Genomic DNA, 22,221 nt, shown 5'->3' on the forward strand with positions numbered 1-22,221 from the left:
GCAGGGGGCTGTGTAGCAAACGCTGTCAACCCTTTAAATTATTTACTGTCGTAGCTGGCGATCGCAACAATCGTAGATAAGGGAACTTCCGCAAAATACTGTTGCTGAAATTGTTCTTCTCGGACAGCAGCTAAAAATCGCGCAACTGCTTCGTCAGCAAGGTTTTCGGCACTATCGTTTGGATTCCAGGTAATTTGTAAAGAACGGTCTTGTCGTTGAATTGTGAACCCTAAGTATTTTAAAGCTTTGATGCCGACAAGTAAGGTTTGGTCGCTGATGCCGATTTTCTCTAAAAGTTGTCCGCGGGTAACTAGTTGATTTGTGCGACTGAGATATTTGGCAATTCCGACAAGAGTCAGCCAAATTTGATTGGGTGGTTGATGGTTAGGTTTAGACCAAGCGATCGCTAATTGTTGCTGATTCTCAAGCCCAGGCGTAGAGCGACTTATCGCCAAACATCGCCGCAACCACATACGTAAATCATCCCAATTCGTGGGACAATCTTCAATAATTAGTCCTGTTAGCGGTAGCGGGGCGTTTAGCCCATGTTGAGTTGCCGTAGCTGGCGATCGCAACAATCGTAGATAAGGGAACTTCCGCAAAATACTGTTGCTGAAATTGTTCTTCTCGGACAGCAGCTAAAAATCGCGCAACTGCTTCGTCAGCAAGGTTTTCGGCACTATCGTTTGGATTCCAGGTAATTTGTAAAGAACGGTCTTGTCGTTGAATTGTGAACCCTAAGTATTTTAAAGCTTTGATGCCGACAAGTAAGGTTTGGTCGCTGATGCCGATTTTCTCTAAAAGTTGTCCGCGGGTAACTAGTTGATTTGTGCGACTGAGATATTTGGCAATTCCGACAAGAGTCAGCCAAATTTGATTGGGTGGTTGATGGTTAGGTTTAGACCAAGCGATCGCTAATTGTTGCTGATTCTCAAGCCCAGGCGTAGAGCGACTTATCGCCAAACATCGCCGCAACCACATACGTAAATCATCCCAATTCGTGGGACAATCTTCAATAATTAGTCCTGTTAGCGGTAGCGGGGCGTTTAGCCCATGTTGAGTTGCTGAGTGTTCCTGATTCCGTAAGTCTAGGATGAAGGGTGTTAGCGCTAGCGGGGCGTTGAGTGCTGAGTTAGCAGAAGAACGCACGGCAATTAATCTGATTTCATAACGTTTTTTGAAGGTGTTGTAGTCTAATTCTGCTATGCAATCACACCTTCCTATGGGCAATTCATCTTTGTAATGTCCCCACCATAAGCCAGGAAAAGCACTTCTGCTAGAATCATCCCGAATATCAAACTCAGCTTTAATGTACTGTACCTTTTTACCTTGCCAATCCTGCTGATTGCGATGCCAAGAATTTTCAAACCAGCAGTTTTGAATTAGCAATTTCGGAACAGGATTACCCATTCCACAAGGTTCTAACAGTTTCAGTTCCAAAAATAACTCTTTCCCCAAGTCTGCTACCGTTACCGTCAAGTCTGCTTGCACAGTTGGCGTTAGAGTTGTACTACCCAAAGATTGCCGCAGCTGCTGATTAATCGCCGCTGTAAATAAAGGAATATTCTCCACCAACAAACTTAAACCCGCTGCAAAGGGATGTCCCCCAAAGCGATGTAACAAATGTGCTTGCTCTTTCACCAGTTGGTATAAATCGACAGAATTCACCGAACGAGCGGAACCACGAGCTAATGCGAGTGCTGTTAGCGGATAGCTAAGGTTTAGCCCGTTTTGAGTGCTGTTAGCGGTAGCGGGGCGTTCAGCCCGTTCTGAGTTAGAAGATAAAGAAGTAACTTCTCCCCCTGCTCCCTGCCCCCTGCCCCCTGCCCCCTGCGGTTCAAATGATAAGTCTTTAACAGGACACGATATGAGTACTATCGGATGCGAACCCTGAAGTTAAAGAGGTGTCCCAGAAGGCTCTTGCACCCTCTTGTTAACAGTTTTTGCTTCTACAAAACCATCTCTACCTGTAATCAATCTAGAGCGACGATTACGAGTGATATAATTCCATCCCCACTGAATTGCTACTACTATTTTAGTGTCAAACTCGATTAAGAAGTAGATGTGAATTACTAGCCAAAAGAGCCAAGCAATGAAACCTTTGAGTTTGACTAAGCCTAAATCTACAACAGCTAGATTTTGCCCAATCATCGCTAAAGTACCCACGTCATTGTAACGAAATTGTGGCAAAGTCTCACCTTTAAGCCTGCGTTTAATCAGTTTAGCTACATACTCTCCTTGTTGTTTGGCTACAGGTGCAACACCAGGTAAGGGTTTACCATTTTGATGGGAAAAGTTGCTTAAATCTCCCACTACAAAAATGTTTTTATAACCCTTGATAGACAAGTCTGGTTCTACAATCACACGTCCTGAGCGATCGCACTCTACATCTGTACTTTTTGCTAGGGCTTTCCCCATAGGCGAACCTTGAACACCAGCTGCCCACAAGATAGTTTTTGAGGTAATTTCTGTCAATTCATCGCCTTGCTTGAAAGTAACGATGTTATCTTCAATCTTTGTCACTCTGGTGTTAGTGTAGACAGCCACACCCAACTTTTGCAAAGATTCTGCTGCTACTTTCGATAATTCTGGTGAAATGTGTGGGAGGATGCGCTCGCCCCCTTGCAATAGTAAAATACTCGCTTCTGAGGTGTTGATGCTGCGGAAATCTTCTGTGAGAGTTTGGTATGCCAATTCTGCGATCGCGCCGGATAATTCTACACCGGTGGGCCCACCCCCGACAATCACAAAAGTCAACAAAGCACGACGTTTTTCGGGATCGGTTTCTTTTTCTGCCGCTTCAAATGCCGAAAATATCTGGCGACGCATTTCTATGGCATCTTCAACAGTTTTCAAACCAGGAGCAAATTCTTTCCAGTTATCTTTACCAAAATAAGAATGGTTAGCACCTGTGGCAACAATTAATGTGTCATAAGGTACTACTTCATCACCCAGAATAACTTGTTGCGCTTTTGGATCGATATCATTTACCTCTCCCAACAACACTTTTGTATTCTTGCTTTTGCTGAATACAGATCGCAATGGTGCAGAAATATCAGCAGGTGATAGCGTACCTGTGGCAACTTGATATAAAAGCGGCTGAAATAGGTGAAAGTTCCGTTTATCAATCAGAGTAACATTTACATTTGCTTTCTTCAAAGCTTTTGCTGTATACAGTCCACCAAAGCCGCCACCAACGATAACAACCCGATGTGGTGCATTCTTTTCAAGTGAGACTTCCATAAGAAATATTTCCTTGTATTAAGAACTTGTAACTATTCTTAACAAAGATGTAACAGCATTATGATAGTGGTTGCTGTCTATTTAGAACATTTGAAAAAATGATCAAAGTAGTCAAAGTTAGTTTTTCGAGGAAGGCAGTGTTTCGACTACGCTCAACAACCGGGCAGGGGGCAGGAGGAAAACTGCCCGACGCTGGATGACTCACTACCGCTATGCTATACGCCAGTCGTACAGAATTAATTCTGAATTCTGAATTCTGTCCGATCGATCAAGCCGCTCAAAATGTACTTTGAATAATTCCGCCATCTACTTGCAGCATGACTCCATTCACAAATGAGGCTGCTGGTGAACTTAGAAATACCGCAACATTGGCAAACTCTTCTGGTGTCCCGATACGATCCAAAGGGACTGTCCCATTGATTCTAGCAATTTCTGCTTCTTTAGTTTCACCACTTTTAGCAATGCGGGCATCGATCAATTCTTATATCCGTTCTGTATATGTCCAGTAGGCGCACGGTATGCCCATTGGTGTCAACTTAACGTGAAACCCACTTGGTGAGAACGTTTTGCCCTCACCCCCAGCCCCTCTCCCATCCGTGAGAGGGGAGCTAGAGATTCAATTCCCCTTCTCCCAAGGGAGAAGGGGTTAGGGGATGAGGGTGTGATGTGTAAAACACTTACCCAATATAGCTTTCAGCTTAAGTTGACACGTATGGGTATGCCGTGCCCCTATGGGTGTACCTGACGTAAACGAGAACCGCCATAATTTACAGCAATTTGAAGCCAAGGTTATTGAGAGCTTCACGCAAGCGATCGCGTCCTCTCAATGATTCTACAGTGGCGATGCGCTGGGCTGAGTGTTCTGACCAATCGCCAGCAACATTCATCTTTTGTTCAGTATAGAATTCTTTGATGATGTCGTTGTAGTGAGCGATCGCTTCTTCTTGTTCTGCCAATTTATAAGTTTCACGATGCAGCACAACTGACTGGGGCAACCTTGGCTTAATCGCTGCTTCTACTTCAGGATTTGGATAGCCCACACATAGCCCAAATACAGCATACACAGAGGAGGGCAAATTCAATATATGTGCTACCTCTTGCGGGCGGTTTCGGATTCCACCAATATATACTGTTCCTAAACCGAGTGACTCAGCTGCAACTGCGGCATTTTGCGCCGCCAACGTTGCATCGATTGTTGCCATCACAAACATTTCCAAATATTCCAGCGCATCGTGAGATATGCCACGACTATCAGCAACATGACTTAGACGCGCCAAATCTGCTAACCAAACCAAGAACAAAGGAACCTGTTTAATATGTGCTTGGTTTCCCGCTAGCTTGGATAACTCCTCTTTGCGTTGTTGATCTTCGACTGCTACCACACTCCAGGTTTGCAAATTAGAAGAAGTAGATGCAGATTGGGCGGCTGCAATTAGCAACTCCAGAGTTCCCGGTGGTAAAGGATCGGCTAGATAAGAACGAATTGAACGGTGAGATAGTAGTGCTGTTAGCGAATCATTCCATGCAATTTCGGGATTGAAGGGAATTTCACCGTAGCGCGTAGGCGCAGCCCGCCGTAGGCATCGCAGTAGTTCTGTAGGATTAGTCATAATCAATTCCAAGATTTACATTTCAAAAATGGTCAGTTGTTTTGCTACTAATACCAATTTCACCTGTAGGGGCATACATTTCTCATACGTGTCATACTTAAGCCGAAAACTATATCAGACACGCGTTTTGCAAATCCATCACGCCCTCATCCCCTAACCCCTTCTCCCAAAGGAGAAGGGGAATTGAATGTCTAGCTCCCCTCTCTCTTGGGGAGAAGGGCTGGGGGTGAGGGCAAAACGTTTTCACCAACCGGGTTTAGCGTTAAGTTGACACCAATCACATCTCTATGCTTCTACAGCCGATTCATTGTACTAGTTTAAGTTTTTGGTGAAAATGCAGCATATTCTTCTTTTGTCAACATTGCATCCTTCACATTTACCTGTTTGGGAATTAACTTCAATTTATAATATGTATCTGCAACACCTTGTTGTAGATTTATCAAATTGTCGTCAATTGGTACAATCCCAAAAGTCCGCCTGTTAGTTGCTTTTTTCATCGTTTCTAGATCAATTCCTAACACAGGCGCGAGAGTTTTTGCTACTTCTTCTCGATTCTGTTTAGACCATTCTTCTAAATTTTGAATTTCCTCCAGTATTGCCTTGACAGTTTGGGGATTTTCAGTGACAAATTTGCGAGTCATCAAATAATATCCTCCCTGTTTATTAATTCCTGTGCCATCAATCAGGACTCTGGCTTTAGTTGCCTCTTGAGCCGCTGCATAGAAAGGGTCCCAAATTACCCAAGCATCCACACTCTCTTTCACAAATGCAGCACGGGCATCAGCCGGAGCCAAATATTTAGGTTCAATGTCTGTATATTTTAATCCAGCTTTTTCTAAAGCTTGGACTAACAATAAGTGGGCACTAGATCCTTTTTGAAAGGCAACTCTTTTGCCCTTCAAGTCAGTAACTTTTTGAATTTGCGAATTTTCAGGAACAAGAATTGCTGAACCAGCCGGAGTAGCCGCAATACCAACAACATAAGTTAGTGATGCTCCCGCTGCTTGGGCAAATATTGGCGGTGATTCTCCCACAGGCCCAATGTCAATACTACCCACATTCATCGCTTCTAGTAGTTGTGGCCCCGCTTGAAATTCAGTCCACTTTACAGTGATACCTTGTGGTGCTAAACGCTTTTCTAAAACACCCTTAGCTCTCAGCAAAACGGTCGTTTTTTGATAGCCAAATCTGACTATTTTTGCATTGGAAGCAGAATTGCTAACAGATGTGGCACTGGGATTAGGGGCATTAACAGTAGGTGTCGATGAACAAGCAGCAAATAGCACGCTCAGAGAAATACCTGTAACAAAAGCCCCCACTATTGGCAAAGGAAAAGAAAAGAATAATTTATGTTGGTTGTTAAAGGGGATATTCTTGAATTTTATCAACGATATCCACTTGGGAATTAAGCGGCGAAAGATTTGGTTAATCATCAAAATGATTTCTCTGAACTATAGCAATACTATAAACTTATAGGTTTACCGGAGTATATAAATAAATTTAGATAAAATTGACAATAAATATCTGGGAGGCGGAGTTGGAGCAACTCCGCTCAATTCAGTTACCCTGCTCTTAAGCAAGCTACAGTCCGGGTTTAAATCTCCTTATGTAATCTTCTCTAGGAGATGCGGCACGAATAATTTTGAATTTTAAATTGTTAATATCCCAATGCCAAAAAACACAGCACTAATTTAGTAAATCAGGTTCTTCGCGCACAATCCGGTCGTAAAGGGGCTGGAAACTGAACCACCCACTTACATGGGACCCCACTTGAGTTTGTGTTAAACGGGCTGTTTCGTGTTTGATAGTAGTGGGTCTACCCGCAGCTTCTGCCAACAGTTGCCCTTGGCACGATCGCTCTAAGCTAATGTACCAAAAGGCAGCTTCATCGACTGTATGTCCCACAGTTAAAATGCTATGGTTACGTAGGATTATGGCTTTCTTTGGCCCCAAGGTATGCGCCAATCGCTGACCTTCAGAAGTTTCTAAAACAACACCTGTAAAATCGTCAAACAGGGCATGATCTTCGTAAAAAGCACAAGAATCTTGAGTCAAGGGATCAAGGAGACGCCCCAAACTAGACCAGGCTTTACCATAAAGTGAATGGGCGTGAGCTGCTGCGATGACATCAGGTCGAGATTCATGAATCTGAGAATGGATGGCGAAAGCAGCTTGATTTACCTCAGCATCGCCTTTAACCACCTCACCTTCTTTGTTAACTAGAATCAGGTCAGAAACTCGGATATGACCGAAGTATGCCCCGAATGGATTGACCCAAAAATGGTCTGTAAACTCAGGATCGCGAGCCGTAATATGGCCTGCAATTCCCTCGCTGAAGCCAAACTTACCAAACAGGCGAAAGGCAGCGGCGAGGCGTTGCTTACGGTGCAGGCGTTCGTCTTCAACTCGCTCGAAAACTGGGGGTTTTGGTCTAATATAGCTGGCCATGTTCTTTTTCCTCCTCTTCTTTACAGGGAGCGTTGGAATATCCAGAGCGAAAGGATTTGACGCTGTGAGATTCTGGGATGAACTGGTGACGCAAGACGCAACCAGTATCATTACCCAAGATATGAATGGATACAGATGCGCTCTGGGATGTGGTTTTGACGGCGTGGATATCACCGTCTGGGGGTAAGAGACGGTAGATATCCCCTGGTTGAAGGCTACGCACTTCAGTTACTTGTAATTGTGCGTGTCCTTCGGCATCACCGCTATCTACACGGCGATAGACTATTTCTTCTTGATTACCCTTGTATAAACCAATCAATCCCCAGGCTAGATGATCGTGGACGGGAGTCGTTGAGCCTGGGGGAATCACCAAACTGAATACTGACAGGGAACGATCTTTGGCACGATAAAGCAGCCACTGACCAATACCGCCACCCATCCGGCTTTCGGGATTGACTTGGGCAAACTTTTGGGGTAGCCATTGCTGTTGGGCAAGGAGTTCTTGAAAATAGGGTTCTAGTCTAGCGAGAGTTTGGGTGCGATCGTCAACAGTGCTAGTGCTAATTTCCCGCACTGTTGCGACAAAGGATCGTAGTTCCTGGCTCTCAATAAACCATTGGTCTTTTGCTAACGGTTCTAAAATAGTGTGGTTCGTCATCTATATTCCTCTGTTGAGGAGGCGACTAAGATTAACTAATTCGTAATTCGTAATGACGCTCCTGCGGACGCTCGAGTACTCGCTACCGCTTCGCTAACGTAATTCGTAATTTAATTACGATTTATTTTAATACCAGGATGAATTTTAAAGCCAAGTTGCTCAAGTTTTAGATGGGAAAGGGACTCCTTCAGAATGATAGTAAAAGGATATCGCTGGAAGACAGTAGCTTTTCCTTGTGACAATAGCAGCCTAGCATGGCTGATGCGTACTGGATATAACGGTTGTTGGTTGGCGTCAAGAATGAATACTTTAGTCATGCTATTTTGAATTTTGAATTTTCCAGCACTCTTGTTTTTACTGCTCGTTTAGGAATTTCCAAGGAATAATATCATGTCCCTATAATTAGTTATGATTCCCACAGTCATTGCACCCCACCCTAACCCTCCCCTTATAAAGGGGAGGGAACTAGATTTTCCGGTTTCCCCCCAATATATCGGGGGGATTAAGGGGGGTAATTCGATTTGTGTGTACACCGTAGGCTCTTCGGGAGGGAAGACAAAGCGCNAGCTTTGGCGGGGTGGGGTTCTTGGGGTTTAGTAAGTAATCAAGCGGACATGATATAACTCATCCAATTCTGTGGGGTGTCTCATAATCATTTGTGGTTGGATATTTCTATTGGGAAGCTCTTAGGAACGTGGATTAAATAAGATGCAAAACTTCATCCTGTCTCTACCTTCCCTCTCCTTTATAAGGAGAGGGATTGAGGGTGAGGTAAACCAGGGACATAAATTGTATGTTATTTAATTCTTATTCCTTAGCTATGATATTAATTTCCATAAATACGGTAAGTCGGTAGGATAACCGCTCATTCACTACAAGCAGAAATTATCACATACAAATTTAAAAAGCAATAGGCTAGCTGTTAGGGAAGATAAAGCTACGCTTTAGCTATTTGGGGTTATTGTGGTTATGATAGGTTAAAAGGGCGTAATTGCTTGTAAATGCAGGGTTTTTTCTAACTGCGGATGTTTGAAGCGAAGTTCTCTGGCGTGCAGATGTAACCGACTAGTAATTGCACAGCATCCATAAAGGCGATCGCCTAAAATAGTTATCCCAAGTCCTCGCGCATCAGCTGCATGAACTCTCAACTGATGAGTGCGTCCTGTTAGTGGTGTAAATTCTACGCGGGTATAGTCTCCTTCTCTCGCTATTACTTGGAAGCGTGTCAAGCTGGGTTTCCCATGCTGCCAATCAACTTTTTGCTCAGGGCGATTTTCAGGATCTCCCCACAACGGCAGTTCAATTTTACCTTGCTCAACTGTCAAAATACCGGAAAGTATAGCTTCATAAACCTTGTGAACCTGGCGTAGCTGAAACTGCTGGCTGAGTTGCCGATGGGTTTGGCGATCGCGTGCTAACAACAAAATCCCAGAAGTTTCTTGATCTAAGCGATGCACAGATATAAGCGCCATGCCATCAGCTAACAAATTACGTAAGCGACTCAAGACACTATCTTGGCGATCGCGATAACGCCCAGGTACCGAAAGTAGTCCAGCAGGTTTGTTGACAGCAATCAGCCATTCATCTTCATAAATAATCGGTAAAGTGACCTCTCCCTTATCAGGGAGGGGAGGTTTCAAGCCTGAGAGTAAAAACCCCATCAATGGCTGACATCGCTCGGCACACGCTCCGTAAAATTCTCCCGGAATTTTATCCTGATTTACGGAAGACTCACCCCACCAAAATTCTGCCATTGCTAGGGGTTTGAGATTATGTGTTGCTGCATAATGAAGCAGCTTTGGGGCACAACAGTCTCCTGTACCAGTGGGCAAACCTCCTGGCATCAATTCTTGCAACGATTGCGATCGCCCGGAAAAATTAGTCAGGCTGTAGCTAGCGTGCATTTGAGCTTGCAATTGACGGGAAAGTGCTTTGCGCCGTTGTTTCAGTTCACTAATTCGCGCATCCGCCGCTGCAATTACCTGTTGTAGGGGCTGTAATACGGCATTTTGCTGGCGTTTAAGTTGTCGTCGCTCAATTCCCTGCTGACGACTCTCTTCGTCAAGTTGTTCAAGGGCAATAGTAAGCGCTTCGGGAGTGAGTGTATTGCAGATTTGCTGACGTTTTTCCTGTCGTTGGTGTTTGCAATGGCGATGGCGATCGCTCATTGCTTGCAACTGTTGTTCAAAGTCATTAAACAGGATTTCATACTGCTGGCGTTCGGTTAGTTGCTTCAAGGTAATAATTTCTTGCTTAATCGCTTCCAACTGTGCCAAAGTCCGGCTTTCCTCGAAAGCAACTTCGTCTCGTCCAGGAATTGGCGGCACCCAGCCCTCAACCACACTGCAACCATTCAAAAGACCAGAAAAAGCTTTTAGTACCCGTTCTTCGCCATTAGGCAGTTCAACTAATAGTATTCCATACATCTTGCCTTCACGAGAATAACAGTCATTGTTGGCAAGATATTGCATTAGTCCGTGGGCGATCGCTTCGGACATTGAGGTGCGGGGTAATTTTAGGCGAACGCCACTTTGCGGACAACGCCCTTCGTACCAATAACTACAAGATGAGTCAGCGATCGCAAAATCGCAGTCGATGAAATCTGAAAGTGCGTGCAGAACTACCATACAAGGTATGATTGCAAATCTAGCCGATCCTTTTAAATATATATAGCGTTTATGTAAGAATTCTATTGTGTTGAGTGCTTTTGGCAAATTGGCATCCAAAGTTTTTCTGTTGCAGTTTTAATTTATATATCAACAGGGTTACAGGGACATTGAGAAAATTCTACAAGGGATCAATTCCCGTCTCAAAATCCCACCCAATGGCCAGTTGTTGACGTTCACGCTCTCCCAACCACCTTAAGGTGGATGCAGCACAAGCGTCACCGCTTCACCACAACTGGCTAGAAATCACACAGAAAATATATAAGCTGTTACGCAAATAAGATTGCACATCAACTGGTGAGGTTGTCATTTGTCATTTGTCATTTGTCCTTAGTAAACACAAATAACTAATGACTGTCTACATGGAAAATAGTACAATATGTAGGCGCGTTAGCTTAGTACAAATACACTGGCACAGATATAAGTTGGTGATGGCAGTGTTTGAGTCTGTAGTTGTCTAAGTTTATGTCAAGCTAAGTGTTGAGGACAGTAGCCCAATCCACGAATATAACTTTGTCGGAATATTTCAATTTCATTGGGTTGCGGTCTACCATGAGAAACTACTGCTACCTTATAGCGTTGCATAACATTAAGTACTGATTCTCCAGCTTCCAAACTGCTCAGAACATTACTAATGAATTCGGGTGGTGAGTAAATAATTCCCACTTCGCTCAAGAAAGCTTTAATATCTTTATCTTTTTGTTCCGATACAAAAGATTTAATTTTGACATTGATTATCCAACCATGAAATTGATTAATTACAGTAATAAATTCCACAGAAAAGTCATTCCTACTAAAATATTCCACAACCCGCAGTGTCAGACTAGCATTGGCCAGATAGTATAGGTATTGCATAATTTCTAGAGCAGAATTGAGACTTTCAAAAAATAATCTATAAATCTAAAGATTTAATGAGGATTCTAAGTTTTTACAGAAAAAATAATTAGATAAATTTCTTATAATTAAAGTAAAGGGAAATACTACTTTGTCTATTAAGGTTTGCAAATAAATATGTCAGATTGCAAAATCTAAATTAACTTGTTGTGTTGTTTGTAACAATATATTAAAATTAGATAAAGATTTGACCACGCAGAGGGTGTATCCTGCGATCGCGAAGATGCCATAAGCATCTTCTTTTGATACGACTTATGAAAATTTTGTTGGTAGAGGATGACGTATTACTGAGTACAGCACTCTTCGAGTTGTTGAGTGCAAATCGTTATACTATCGACATCGCAAGCAATGGACAAGCTGGATTAGAACTAGCGCTATCGACTGAATATGAGTTGATTTTGCTGGACTGGCTAATTCCGAAACTGGATGGGATTACCTTGTGTCGGCAACTGCGAAAGCAAGGCTACCGTAAATCTATTCTGTTGTTAACAGGGAAAAATTCTAATGCAGATATTGTGGCGGGGTTAGATGCTGGAGCAGATGATTACGTCATTAAGCCATTCAACCCAGAAGCATTACTAGCCAGAATTCGCTCTTTATTACGACGCAATGAGGCAATCTCATCATCCACGCTAACCTGGGGAAATCTCTGTTTAGATCCAAGTGCCGGTAGAGTAACTTGTAATGAGCAGGAAATTCCCCTGACAGCAAAAGAATACAAACTGCTGGAGTTGTTTTTGCAAAACCCAGACCGGATCTTTAGTCGTGCAGTAATTATAGATCGGCTTTGGGGATTTGATGATACACCGACTGAAAATGCAGTTACGACTCATATTAAAGACTTGCGAAAGAAACTGAAAACAGTAGGTCTAGCAGAAGATTTTCTAGAAACGGTATATGGTATGGGCTATCGGATCAAGCCTGCACCTAATCGCTCCATCTCTGTTGGGGAAACGAATCAAGATGGAAAGAAAAAACCCGGCCCCAAAGATATGACTTCTGTAAATCGGGTACTGGAGCGCTTTCGTAATTCCTTTGCTGCACAGGTTGTGGTACTGGATCGGGCAAAAACTGCACTCTTAGCCGGGAATTTAAATGAAGAGTTACATCAGCAGGCATTGCGTGAAGCGCATAAGCTAGCAGGCTCAATGGGGTCGTTTGGTTATCCAGAGGGTTCGCGGCTAGCACGGAAAATAGAGCATTTGTTGCTTGGAGATTTCTCGTTATCTCCCGATCAAATCTCTAATTTCTCGCAACTGGTAACAGCATTACAGCAAGAGTTAACCAAGCCTGCTGTCACTTCCACCCCTCAAAACTTTTCGGTAAATCAAACTTATCGTCTGTTAGTCATCGATGATGATATGACGCTGACAGAGCAGTTACAAGCAGAAGCCGACTCATGGGGCATGAGGATGAAGGTTGCACCAAACTTAGCAACAGCCCGATCGCTTTTTTCCTTAAAAACTCCTGACGTAGTTTTACTGGATTTGAGTTTTCCAACAACAGAGGAAGATGGATTAATATTATTGAGCGAGATAGTACAGCGATCACCAAATATCCCAGTAATTGTTTTTACAGGAAGAGATACCCTAGCAGATCGACTGGCAGTATCGCGTTTAGGAGCTAGACAATTTTTGCATAAACCGGCGACAACCGAGCAGATTTTTCAGGCGATCGCTCGTGTCTTACCTCAACCTCAAACTTCCGAAGCCAAAGTTTTAATCGTAGACGATGACCATGTAATACTGGCTGGATTATCGGCGTTGTTAACTCCTTGGGGGCTGGAAGTAACAACCCTCTCCCAATCACAACAATTTTGGCAGGTGCTGATTGCAACATCTCCAGATTTGGTAGTACTAGATTTAGAAATGCCGATAGTGAACGGCTTAGAGTTGTGCCAAGTCGTGCGACAAGATGCCCAGTGGGGAGATTTACCGATTTTAGTAGTTACAGCCCATACCGAAGCAGAATTTCTTCAGCAAGCTTTTGCTGCCGGAGCCGATGATTTTATTAGCAAGCCAGTGCTAGGGCCAGAACTTGTGACACGGGTACTGAGCCGCATTCAAAGAACGCGCAGGCGCTCTCAGCTAGGGAGAGGTCAAGCATGATTGGAAATTCACGATTATTGAACTACGGTGTTGCTATTGGCTCAACTGCGATCGCCACCTTCCTGTCAGTCTGGCTAGAACCGCTTATTTCTCGAACCATTGGTGCATTTTTCTACATAGCGATCATTGCCAGTACTTGGTATGGTGGCTTTCGACCAGGAATTGTTACAGTTGTCCTTTCCACACTGGCAATTGATTATTACTTGATTCCCCTTCGGTATCAGCTGGCGATTAATCAACCAGAAGATATATTCCGGCTAGCTCTTTTCCTACTGGTTGCCTTGATAATTAACTTGGTGACAGGCAATCTTCAATACAGCAGACGGAAGATTCAACAACTCAACCAACAATTGTCTCAGGAAAATGCCGAGCAATTGCGGATGACTCTTGACGAGCGCAAACAAGCACAAGAAACGTTGCAACAGCAATTTGAGCAACAGCGTTTAGTGATGGAGATGAGCCAGCGTATCCGGCGATCGCTGAATTTACAAGATATCTTGCAAACTACTGTCGATGAAGTGCGGCAATTTCTGGAGTGCGATCGCGTCACTATCTTCCAATTTTATCCAGGTTGGGGTGGAACAATTGTGATTGAGTCCGTTGCACCAGACTGCATGGCTCTTTTACCACTCCAGATTTATGACCCTTGCATTGGTGAAGAGAACGTCGAACCCTTTAAACAAGGCTTAGTCACTGCGAAAACTGATATTTATACTGCTGAAATTAGTCCCTGTCACATTGCATTTTTAGAAAGTCTCCAGGTGAGGGCAAATCTCGTCGTTCCTGTTTCCTTGGGAGATGAATTGTGGGGATTACTGGCAGCTCATCAATGTAAGGCTCCTCGTGAGTGGCAATCTTCAGAAATTACTCTGTTGCGGCAGTTGGGAGCGCAAGTAAGCATTGCTATCCAGCAAGCAGCTTTGTTCAAACAGTTACAGACAGAACTAACAGAGCGCAAACAGGCAGAAATTGACCTACAACAACTGAATACCGAACTTGAGCAACGGGTGCAAGAACGCACTGCACAACTGACAGAGACGAACGATCGCCTGCGAAAAACAGTTATAGAGCAGCAACAAACCCAACTCACACTTTTAGAACAGGCGCAAATGCTGGAGCTTCAGGCTGTAATCACCCGAAATATGGGGGAAGGCATTTGCTTAGTGAGAATCGATAATGCAGTCATTATCTATGCCAATCCGAAATTTGAGCAGATGTTTGGCTATGACTCTAGTGAACTCAACGGTCAGCACGTTTCTATTGTCAACGGTCTCAGCAAATCGGTAACTACTGAAGATGTAAATCAAGCCACTCTGTCTGCCGTTTTACACAATACTGAAGCCACATATCAAGTCCAGAATCTTAAAAAAGATGGTACACCATTTTGGTGTAGTGTGACAGCTTCTGTATTCAGGCATCCCGACTACGGCGACGTTCTGGTTGCGGTTCACCAAGATATCACTGAGCGCAAAGGCATCGAAGAAGCTTTACGCGAGAGCGAAGAAAAGTTTCGTCAGCTGGCAGAAAACATCCAAGCAGTATTTTGGATGACCGATAATCAAAATCAGCAAGTTCTATATGTGAGCAATGCATACCAAACCATCTGGCAAAAAAATTGTGAGGACTTGTATCACAACTATTCAAATTGGTTAGATGCAATTCACCCAGAAGATCGCCAGCGCATCGAAATTGAACTCATTGAACAGATGAAAACAGGGCAATACGATAAAAAATATCGCATTATCCGCCCTGATGGTTCAATCCGTTGGATTCGCGATCGCGCATTTCCGATCAAAAATGAATTAGGCGAATTAGTTAGGATTGCTGGGATTGCCGAAGATATCACTGAACTAGAACAGATTAACTTGATCAAGAGTGAGTTTATTGGCATTGTTAGTCATGAGCTCCGCACTCCCTTAACTGCAATTCGCGCAGCACTAGGCTTACTACAAACTGGTATCTACGACAAAAAACCAGACAAATTCAAGCGGATGATTGAGATTGCAGCCATCGATAGCGAGCGCTTAGTGCGTCTTGTCAACGATATTCTCGATTTGGAACGCTTAGAATCGGATCGAGCCGTCTTAGAAAAAACCACCTGCAATGCGGCTGATTTAATTCAACAAGCAGTAGCCGGAGTGCAAGCGATCGCCAATCAGCAAAATATTACCTTTCAGATCCACCCTACCAATGCTCAAGTTTGGGCGGCGGCTGATGCCATTGTGCAAACACTCACCAATTTGTTAGGTAATGCGATTAAATTCTCACCTGCCGATTCTACTATTACTCTCAGTGTCCAACAGCAAACAGACCGCGTACTATTCCAAATAACGGATCGAGGACGAGGTATTCCAGCAGATAAGTTAGAAGCAATCTTTGGAAGATTTCAGCAAGTAGATGCCTCTGATTCTCGCACCAAAGGCGGCACAGGCTTGGGATTGGCAATCTGTCGTAGTATTATTGATCGGCATGGTGGGCAAATCTGGGCTGAAAGTACTCTTGGTGTTGGCAGCACGTTTTTCTTCACTCTACCATTGCCGGGAAATTAGGCAGGGGGCAGGGGGCAGGGGAGCAGGGAGCAGGGGAGCAGGGAGCAGGGAGCAGGGNAGCAGGGAGCAGGGAGCAGGGAGCAGGGAGCAGGGAGCAGGGGAGAATAATAAATGACAAATGACAAATGACAAATGACAAATGACAAATGACAAATGACAAATGACAAATGACAAATGACAAATGACAAATGACTAAAAAATTGTTAATTGTGGATGATGAAGAACGAATCCGCGAATTAGTGCAAGCTTGTTTAGAAGACTTGGGAGGATGGGACACCCTGACTGCTGCATCAGGGTCAGAAGGACTAAAAATCGCCCAGACAGAACCCATTGATGCCATTCTACTTGATGTCTCTATGCCTGACATGGACGGCTTTGCAGTCTACGAAAAACTTCAGGCAAATTCAGCAACCCAAGGGATTCCAGTGATTCTATTAACAGCGAAAGTCCAAGGAAGCGATCGCGCCCGTTTTGCCCAGATGGGAATTGCTGGGATTATCACCAAACCTTTTGAACCCACTTCTATTTGCAACGAAGTTAGTGAGATTCTGGGGTGGAACGATTAATAGTTAATTTTTGTAACAAAATCTATATCTTTATTAGTTTTTTATTTTTGTAATTTATCTTTCTTGGTTACAGATAAAAATCTTTTATCTGTAACTAAGAAACGTATATGAAATAAAATGAACATACTAGAGGAGGTAAATATAACCGGCAAAACGATATTGCTCATTGATGATGAACTGCATGTCCGTGAGATAGTAAAATTTTGCCTCCAAGATTTAGCTGGTTGGAATGTGGTGACAGCAGATTCTCCATTAGAAGGATTGCAGAATGCAGTACACCATACTCCTGATGCGATTGTATTAGATATCTCAATCCGCGATCTGGCTAGTTTTGAGTTTATGAATAAACTAAGAAATCATCCAGAAACTCAAGCTATTCCTGTAGTCTTGCTCAGTGCGAAAGCGCGATGGTTGGATTCGCAAATTTTGCGACAGTATCAAGTCGCAGGTGTAATTCTCAAACCCTTTAATCCAGTTACCCTCCCGGCTCAGGTTGCTCAATTTCTGGGTTGGGATTTTTCTTGACTAAATTAAACAAGAATGGGTAAAACATCCAATATATAACAAGATTTGCAATTACTTGGAGTACAAAAAATTCCTAGAGACGCATAAATAGCTGTGTGTCCCTAGTACAGCACGGCGTAAATAAACCACCTATTCCAAATCAATTAAATGCTTAGGCTGTATTGATTTTTAATTTTTAATTTTTAATTTTTAATTCCGCCTTGCGTCCCTAGCGTGTATCTCATGCAAATGAAAATTCCTATAAATTGCAGTCCGAATATCAAGGTTTAGCCTTTAAGCAATTGGTTTGATTTTGACGTTATTACCAACTACAGCAATCCTAAATCATTAGTAAGAAAGAAAATCGCTGAAACACTTATAGATACTTACTTTCTGCCAATGCATTTTCTCACGTTTCAATTCGGATTGCTATATCAAGTTTAAGCTTGAATTTAACTTAACGTTTTAGGTAATTTGGAATAAAATTAAATACTAGAGAAAAATTTTACATCTAGTTAAGTGCATATACATAGATTATTACTATGCTCTTCAATCGTCTATCGGGTTCTGAAATTGATTTAAAGCAAATCCTCGATCGAATTAGGATGCTGGTCGATCAAATTCATCAGTCACTTGAAGTGAGTGAAATTCTCAAGATTATTGTCAGCGAAGTTAGAACAACATTAGAAAGCGATGTCTACGACGGGCTACGCCTACGCGCCATTATCTATCGCTTTTTTTCCGATGGAGATAGAGTTATCGCAGAAGAGTCTGTAAGTAATGGATGGAAACCGATTCTAGGGCAATTAATTTACCATCCTTGCTTCAATGCGACATGGGTAGAGCGATATCGAGATGGAAGCGTTGGTGTCATTGAAGACATTCATACTACAACCCTTGACCCTTGTTACAAAAAACTATTAACGGACTTGCAGATTCGAGCTAATTTAGTAGTACCAATTTTAGTAAACAATCAAGAACTTGATGGAGTTTCTAGTACATATCCTCATTTATGGGGCTTAGTAATTGCTCACCAGTGCAGTGGTTCGCGTCAATGGAGTTCTTTAGAAATTGAGTATTTCCAACTGATAGCCGCAGAGCTAGGAATCGCTCTTGGGGAAGCAGAACGCCATCAGCAAAGGGCTACATCCTGCCAAAAACTAACGCTGCAACTCAATCAAAACCTAAAAAATTTGACAGTTCAGCCAAAGTTGAAGTCAATCAAAAGAACTCTGTATCAGAATTTTAGAGGTTCCATTATCACAAAAACAGCATTGCCAAAGAATATATCAGTTGCAGACTTGATTGCATTTGACCGATTACAAACTCCAGTTTGGATTTATGATATTCAAAACTTGCAGATGTGGTGGGCGAATCAATCCGCTCTGCCTATTTGGAATGCTCAAAGTCGAGAAGAATTGCTCAGTCCCAACTTCAGTGATGTTTCTGTGTCTACTCACACTCGAATGCAAAGCTATTTGCAAGAATTTCAGCAAGGGAAAACCATCACTGAAAACTGGACATTTTACCCAGAAGGAAAACCTGTTTCTCTGCGCTGCATCTTTTCTGGAATTCAAATTGAAGAAGGGCGAATCGCGATGCTGGTTGAAGGATCGACAGAAATTATCAATCAGATCGATCGAGAAACACTCAGATCGATTGAAGCCCTACGTCACACCACAGTAATGATCTCGCTTTACACGATGGATGGTGTACCTTTGATGCAAAACCCGGCAGCCCTGCGCTGTTATCGGGATACCCTGTACCCTAACTCGTCAGCTGAGAATATTTTCCTGAGTCACTTTGTTGACAAGAGTGTTGGACAACAAGCTATGAAAGCGATTAATTTCGGTGAGGCGTTCAGCATAGAGGCTCAGGTGTTTACTACTGAGGGAATTCAATGGCATGGGATGGATATACGATGCACCCGCGATCCCGTAACGGGTAACTCCATCATCCTCGTCAACGAAAACAATATTACCAAGCAACAAGCTGCACTACAAGAACACCAGCGTACAGAATCAGAATTGCGCTGGCGGGAAACTTTGCTGCGTTCTATGACTGAAACTTCTTTGCTGGGATTTTTTGTTGTTGACAATCGTACCGACGAAATCCTTTATTTCAATCACCACTTCTGTAAAATTTGGGGCATTGAACATCTAGAAGACCAAATGCGTTTGGGTGCTTTAAAAAATAATGACATCATTCGTGATTGTATATCTTCAATTGTCAATGCATCGGCATTTGTCGAATCCTATAAACCGTTGCAGTCTGAAGAAAATCGTTGCACGATTGAGGATGAAATTTTATTTGTCGATGGGCGAACGATTCGCCGCTTTTCCAGTCAAATTCGGGATACTCAGGATCGATACTTTGGGCGGTTATACATTTTTGAAGACATCACCCCACGTAAACAAATCGAAGCCGCACTCAAAACCAGTGAAGAAAGATGGCAGTATGCCCTGGAAGGAAATGGCGACGCAGTTTGGGATTTGAATGCTGAAACTAACGAAGTCTTTTTTTCCCGCCGATGGAAAGAAATGTTAGGGTTTGCAGAGCATGAAATTGGAAATACCCTCAGTGAATGGGAACAGCGGGTTCACTCCGATGATAAAGCGAGGGTTTACGAGGAGATTAGCAAGCATTTGTCCAGTGAAACCCAACAATATGTCAGTGAATATCGGATTAAGTGCAAGGATGGAACCTACAAGTGGATTTTAGATCGGGGTCAAGTTTCGAGTCGCGCAAAGAATGGTTTTCCCTTACGGATGCTAGGAACTCATACTGATATTACTGAGCGCAAGCGTATGGAAGAAGCGCTGCGAGAAAGCGAACAACGCTATCGTTCCGTAATTACAGCGATGGCAGAAGGTATTGTCCTACAGCAATCCGATGGGAGAATCACCGCCTGTAATGACAGTGCCGAAAGAATTTTAGGGTTAACAGCCGATCAAATGATGGGGCAAACTTCCATCGCTTTGCTATGGCGAGCGATTCATGAAGATGGTACTTCTTTTCCAGATGAAACTCACCCCGCCATTGTCACCTTACGCACCGGAAAACCTCAATTTCATGTGATTATGGGAGTTCATAAACCTGATGGCAGCTTGACTTGGATTTCAATCAATTCTCAGCCACTGTTTGAATCCGATGAATCAAAACCATCTGCGGTGGTGACATCATTTACAGATATCACAGACCGTAAACAAGCACAAATTGCCCTGCAACAGCAAACAGAACGGGAACGCATGGTTTATGCGATCGCTCAACATATCCGTAGGTCTTTAGACTTGGATGAAATCTTAAACACAACTGTTGCGGAAGTTCGACATTTTCTGCAAACCGATCGCGTCATCATCTATCGCTTTAACCGTGATTGGAGTGGTGTGATTGTCACGGAGTCTGTAGTAGCAGGTTGGCAATCGATTTTGAATATGGAAATTATAGATAGCTATTTTGTCGAAACACAGGGACAGTATTATCAACAAAGTACTCTCACAGTCACTCCAGACATCTACAGCGCCGGACTTGCCCCTTGTCATGTAGAGTTATTGGAAAGGTTGCAAGTCAGAGCCAAGCTAGTTGTACCAATTTTACAAGGCGATCGCCTTTGGGGTCTTTTGGTTGCTCATCATTGCAGCGCCCCACGTCAGTGGCAACCTTGGGCAAGCGAACTACTTCAGCAATTGGCAACACAGGTAGCGATCGCTATTCAGCAATCAGAACTTTATCAACAATTGCAGCGTGCCAACCACCAACTTGAAAATATGGTGATGCTAGATGAATTAACTCAAATCGCCAATCGCCGATGTTTTGATATTAAGCTTAATTCTGTCTGGCAATATCTTTTACGAGAACAAGGTTTTGTCTCACTACTTTTATGCGACATTGATTATTTTAAACAATATAACGATACTTATGGTCATGCGACCGGAGATGATTGTTTGCGCTTTATTGCCCAAGCTTTAAAACAAAGTGTCAAACGTTCTAGAGATTTAGCTGCTCGTTATGGCGGAGAAGAGTTTGTTGTCATCTTGCCTAACACTGCTAGTAATGGGGCTTTTCACGTTGCCCAAGAAATTCATAAAGCTATCCAACAGCTAAATATTCCCCATACGGCATCGCCTGTGAAGCACCACGTCACTTTGAGTATCGGAATTGCCACAGTGATTCCGACATCTAATATGGTTCCTTTAGATTTGATTGAGGCAGCAGATCAAGCCCTTTATCAAGCCAAAGCAAACGGGCGTAATCGTTCTTGTATAAATAGACTCTCTTAGAGAATGTTTGAAAAGTCTGTAGTAGTGTATCAAATATTTGTTTACCCCACCCTAACCCTCCCCTTATAAAGGGGAGCCACTGCGTTGGGCGGCTTCGCCGACTTGAAGCATGTGGCGTGAGGGAACTAGATTTTCCGGTTTCCCCCCAATATATCGGGGGGATTAAGGGGGGTAACAACGCAATTAAAATCACAGCCAAACACTTTTAAAACAACCTCTTAGAGAGTGAGTGATGCCTGCGGTTCTTGCTACCCGACGCTAATCAAGTAATTGTTAATATTTTCTAAAGTTTTTTAACTACTGTCATTTCTTTATTAGTTCTTTATTTTCTGTTTATAAATTAAAGGTGTTGGTAGTTAAGCCAAGAGCAAACTACTTATTTGTGTTTAACTTTTTTAATAAAACAACAATACTATGACTAACTGCCCTTGCTGTTCTAACCAAATGCTTCGTCACATTCGTTTACAAGAAACCTACTGGTTCTGCCGTCACTGCTGGCAAGAGATGCCTAACCTGAGTTTAGATAAAAGTACTTTAAATTTGACTAGAAAAAACACATTATTAGCCAGAGAACCAATTTCAGTCAACCACAAACTTTTGAAAATGAACGTCAGAACAGAGCTTTGTGCCTGAGTGATTCAGGAAGCAAACACCAAACGAGCTATGCTTACGCTTTTAGAGGTTGTTTGAAAAGT

The 22,221-nt window shown here is 43.0% G+C and carries 15 protein-coding genes and 2 pseudogenes; 6 read left to right on the forward strand and 11 right to left on the reverse strand.

Annotated elements, in window-relative coordinates; genetic code table 11:
- Positions 1–38: 38 nt before the first annotated feature.
- The 11 genes and pseudogenes from CDG76_RS33530 to CDG76_RS33580 all read right to left on the reverse strand — a co-directional run.
- Positions 39–521, reverse strand: a pseudogene (locus tag CDG76_RS33530) (single-stranded-DNA-specific exonuclease RecJ); the annotation flags it as partial.
- Positions 505–1,695: pseudogene (locus CDG76_RS33535) on the reverse strand (DHHA1 domain-containing protein); the annotation flags it as partial. The pseudogenes CDG76_RS33530 and CDG76_RS33535, both read right to left, overlap by 17 nt.
- Before the next feature lie 201 nt (positions 1,696–1,896).
- Positions 1,897–3,243 (reverse strand): NAD(P)/FAD-dependent oxidoreductase, encoded by a 1,347-nt coding sequence (locus tag CDG76_RS33540; RefSeq protein WP_094353148.1) that lies wholly within the window; start codon positions 3,241–3,243, stop codon positions 1,897–1,899.
- A 277-nt stretch (positions 3,244–3,520) separates the two neighbouring features.
- Complete coding sequence (locus tag CDG76_RS33545; protein WP_223265500.1) at positions 3,521–3,721, reverse strand: SDR family oxidoreductase; 201 nt, start codon at positions 3,719–3,721, stop codon at positions 3,521–3,523.
- A gap of 289 nt (positions 3,722–4,010) precedes the next feature.
- Entirely contained in the window at positions 4,011–4,853 is an 843-nt protein-coding gene (locus CDG76_RS33550) for an NADPH-dependent oxidoreductase (protein ID WP_094353149.1), read from the reverse strand.
- Positions 4,854–5,170: 317 nt separating this feature from the next.
- Positions 5,171–6,286 carry a sulfonate ABC transporter substrate-binding protein gene (locus CDG76_RS33555; protein ID WP_094353150.1) on the reverse strand — a complete coding sequence of 372 codons (1,116 nt, stop codon included), beginning with the start codon at positions 6,284–6,286 and terminating at the stop codon, positions 5,171–5,173.
- A gap of 253 nt (positions 6,287–6,539) precedes the next feature.
- The gene (locus CDG76_RS33560) at positions 6,540–7,301 is read right to left on the reverse strand and encodes a class II aldolase/adducin family protein (protein ID WP_094353151.1); all 762 of its coding nucleotides are present in this window, start codon (positions 7,299–7,301) and stop codon (positions 6,540–6,542) included.
- Complete coding sequence (locus tag CDG76_RS33565; RefSeq protein ID WP_094353152.1) at positions 7,285–7,959, reverse strand: hypothetical protein; 675 nt, start codon at positions 7,957–7,959, stop codon at positions 7,285–7,287. Before CDG76_RS33565 ends, CDG76_RS33560 begins: the two co-directional genes overlap by 17 nt.
- Before the next feature lie 110 nt (positions 7,960–8,069).
- Entirely contained in the window at positions 8,070–8,276 is a 207-nt protein-coding gene (locus CDG76_RS33570) for an RRXRR domain-containing protein (RefSeq protein ID WP_069068524.1), read from the reverse strand.
- A gap of 660 nt (positions 8,277–8,936) precedes the next feature.
- Positions 8,937–10,586 carry an RluA family pseudouridine synthase gene (locus CDG76_RS33575; protein WP_094353153.1) on the reverse strand — a complete coding sequence of 550 codons (1,650 nt, stop codon included), beginning with the start codon at positions 10,584–10,586 and terminating at the stop codon, positions 8,937–8,939.
- Positions 10,587–11,093: 507 nt separating this feature from the next.
- Positions 11,094–11,480, reverse strand: a complete 387-nt coding sequence (locus CDG76_RS33580) for a hypothetical protein (protein WP_094353154.1) — start codon at positions 11,478–11,480, stop codon at positions 11,094–11,096.
- 293 nt (positions 11,481–11,773) lie between these two features.
- On the opposite strand from CDG76_RS33580, the gene CDG76_RS33585 reads away from it, so the two are divergent.
- From CDG76_RS33585 to CDG76_RS33615, 6 genes are all read left to right on the forward strand, one after another.
- Positions 11,774–13,627 (forward strand): response regulator, encoded by a 1,854-nt coding sequence (locus tag CDG76_RS33585; RefSeq protein WP_094353155.1) that lies wholly within the window; start codon positions 11,774–11,776, stop codon positions 13,625–13,627.
- Positions 13,624–16,176, forward strand: coding sequence for an ATP-binding protein (locus CDG76_RS33590; RefSeq protein ID WP_094353156.1), 2,553 nt, complete (start codon positions 13,624–13,626; stop codon positions 16,174–16,176). Before CDG76_RS33585 ends, CDG76_RS33590 begins: the two co-directional genes overlap by 4 nt.
- Positions 16,177–16,364: 188 nt before the next feature.
- Positions 16,365–16,742, forward strand: coding sequence for a response regulator (locus tag CDG76_RS33600; RefSeq protein ID WP_094353157.1), 378 nt, complete (start codon positions 16,365–16,367; stop codon positions 16,740–16,742).
- Between the two features lie 117 nt (positions 16,743–16,859).
- Positions 16,860–17,267, forward strand: coding sequence for a response regulator (locus tag CDG76_RS33605; RefSeq protein ID WP_094353158.1), 408 nt, complete (start codon positions 16,860–16,862; stop codon positions 17,265–17,267).
- 521 nt (positions 17,268–17,788) lie between these two features.
- Complete coding sequence (locus CDG76_RS33610) at positions 17,789–21,526, forward strand: diguanylate cyclase domain-containing protein (RefSeq protein ID WP_094353159.1); 3,738 nt, start codon at positions 17,789–17,791, stop codon at positions 21,524–21,526.
- A gap of 414 nt (positions 21,527–21,940) precedes the next feature.
- Positions 21,941–22,159, forward strand: coding sequence for a hypothetical protein (locus CDG76_RS33615; protein WP_094353160.1), 219 nt, complete (start codon positions 21,941–21,943; stop codon positions 22,157–22,159).
- Positions 22,160–22,221 lie beyond the last annotated feature (62 nt).

It is taken from the genome of Nostoc sp. 'Peltigera membranacea cyanobiont' 210A (genome assembly GCF_002246015.1).
GTDB lineage: Bacteria > Cyanobacteriota > Cyanobacteriia > Cyanobacteriales > Nostocaceae > Nostoc.

What these genes read in the sequence shown, in the direction of transcription:
- CDG76_RS33540 (WP_094353148.1), bottom strand. Translation starts at nt 3,243, where the DNA reads ATGGAAGTCTCACTTGAAAAGAATGCACCACATCGGGTTGTTATCGTT.
- CDG76_RS33550 (WP_094353149.1), bottom strand. Translation starts at nt 4,853, where the DNA reads ATGACTAATCCTACAGAACTACTGCGATGCCTACGGCGGGCTGCGCCT.
- CDG76_RS33555 (WP_094353150.1), bottom strand. Translation starts at nt 6,286, where the DNA reads ATGATTAACCAAATCTTTCGCCGCTTAATTCCCAAGTGGATATCGTTG.
- CDG76_RS33560 (WP_094353151.1), bottom strand. Translation starts at nt 7,301, where the DNA reads ATGGCCAGCTATATTAGACCAAAACCCCCAGTTTTCGAGCGAGTTGAA.
- CDG76_RS33565 (WP_094353152.1), bottom strand. Translation starts at nt 7,959, where the DNA reads ATGACGAACCACACTATTTTAGAACCGTTAGCAAAAGACCAATGGTTT.
- CDG76_RS33570 (WP_069068524.1), bottom strand. Translation starts at nt 8,276, where the DNA reads ATGACTAAAGTATTCATTCTTGACGCCAACCAACAACCGTTATATCCA.
- CDG76_RS33575 (WP_094353153.1), bottom strand. Translation starts at nt 10,586, where the DNA reads ATGGTAGTTCTGCACGCACTTTCAGATTTCATCGACTGCGATTTTGCG.
- CDG76_RS33580 (WP_094353154.1), bottom strand. Translation starts at nt 11,480, where the DNA reads ATGCAATACCTATACTATCTGGCCAATGCTAGTCTGACACTGCGGGTT.
- CDG76_RS33585 (WP_094353155.1), top strand. Translation starts at nt 11,774, where the DNA reads ATGAAAATTTTGTTGGTAGAGGATGACGTATTACTGAGTACAGCACTC.
- CDG76_RS33590 (WP_094353156.1), top strand. Translation starts at nt 13,624, where the DNA reads ATGATTGGAAATTCACGATTATTGAACTACGGTGTTGCTATTGGCTCA.
- CDG76_RS33600 (WP_094353157.1), top strand. Translation starts at nt 16,365, where the DNA reads ATGACTAAAAAATTGTTAATTGTGGATGATGAAGAACGAATCCGCGAA.
- CDG76_RS33605 (WP_094353158.1), top strand. Translation starts at nt 16,860, where the DNA reads ATGAACATACTAGAGGAGGTAAATATAACCGGCAAAACGATATTGCTC.
- CDG76_RS33610 (WP_094353159.1), top strand. Translation starts at nt 17,789, where the DNA reads ATGCTCTTCAATCGTCTATCGGGTTCTGAAATTGATTTAAAGCAAATC.
- CDG76_RS33615 (WP_094353160.1), top strand. Translation starts at nt 21,941, where the DNA reads ATGACTAACTGCCCTTGCTGTTCTAACCAAATGCTTCGTCACATTCGT.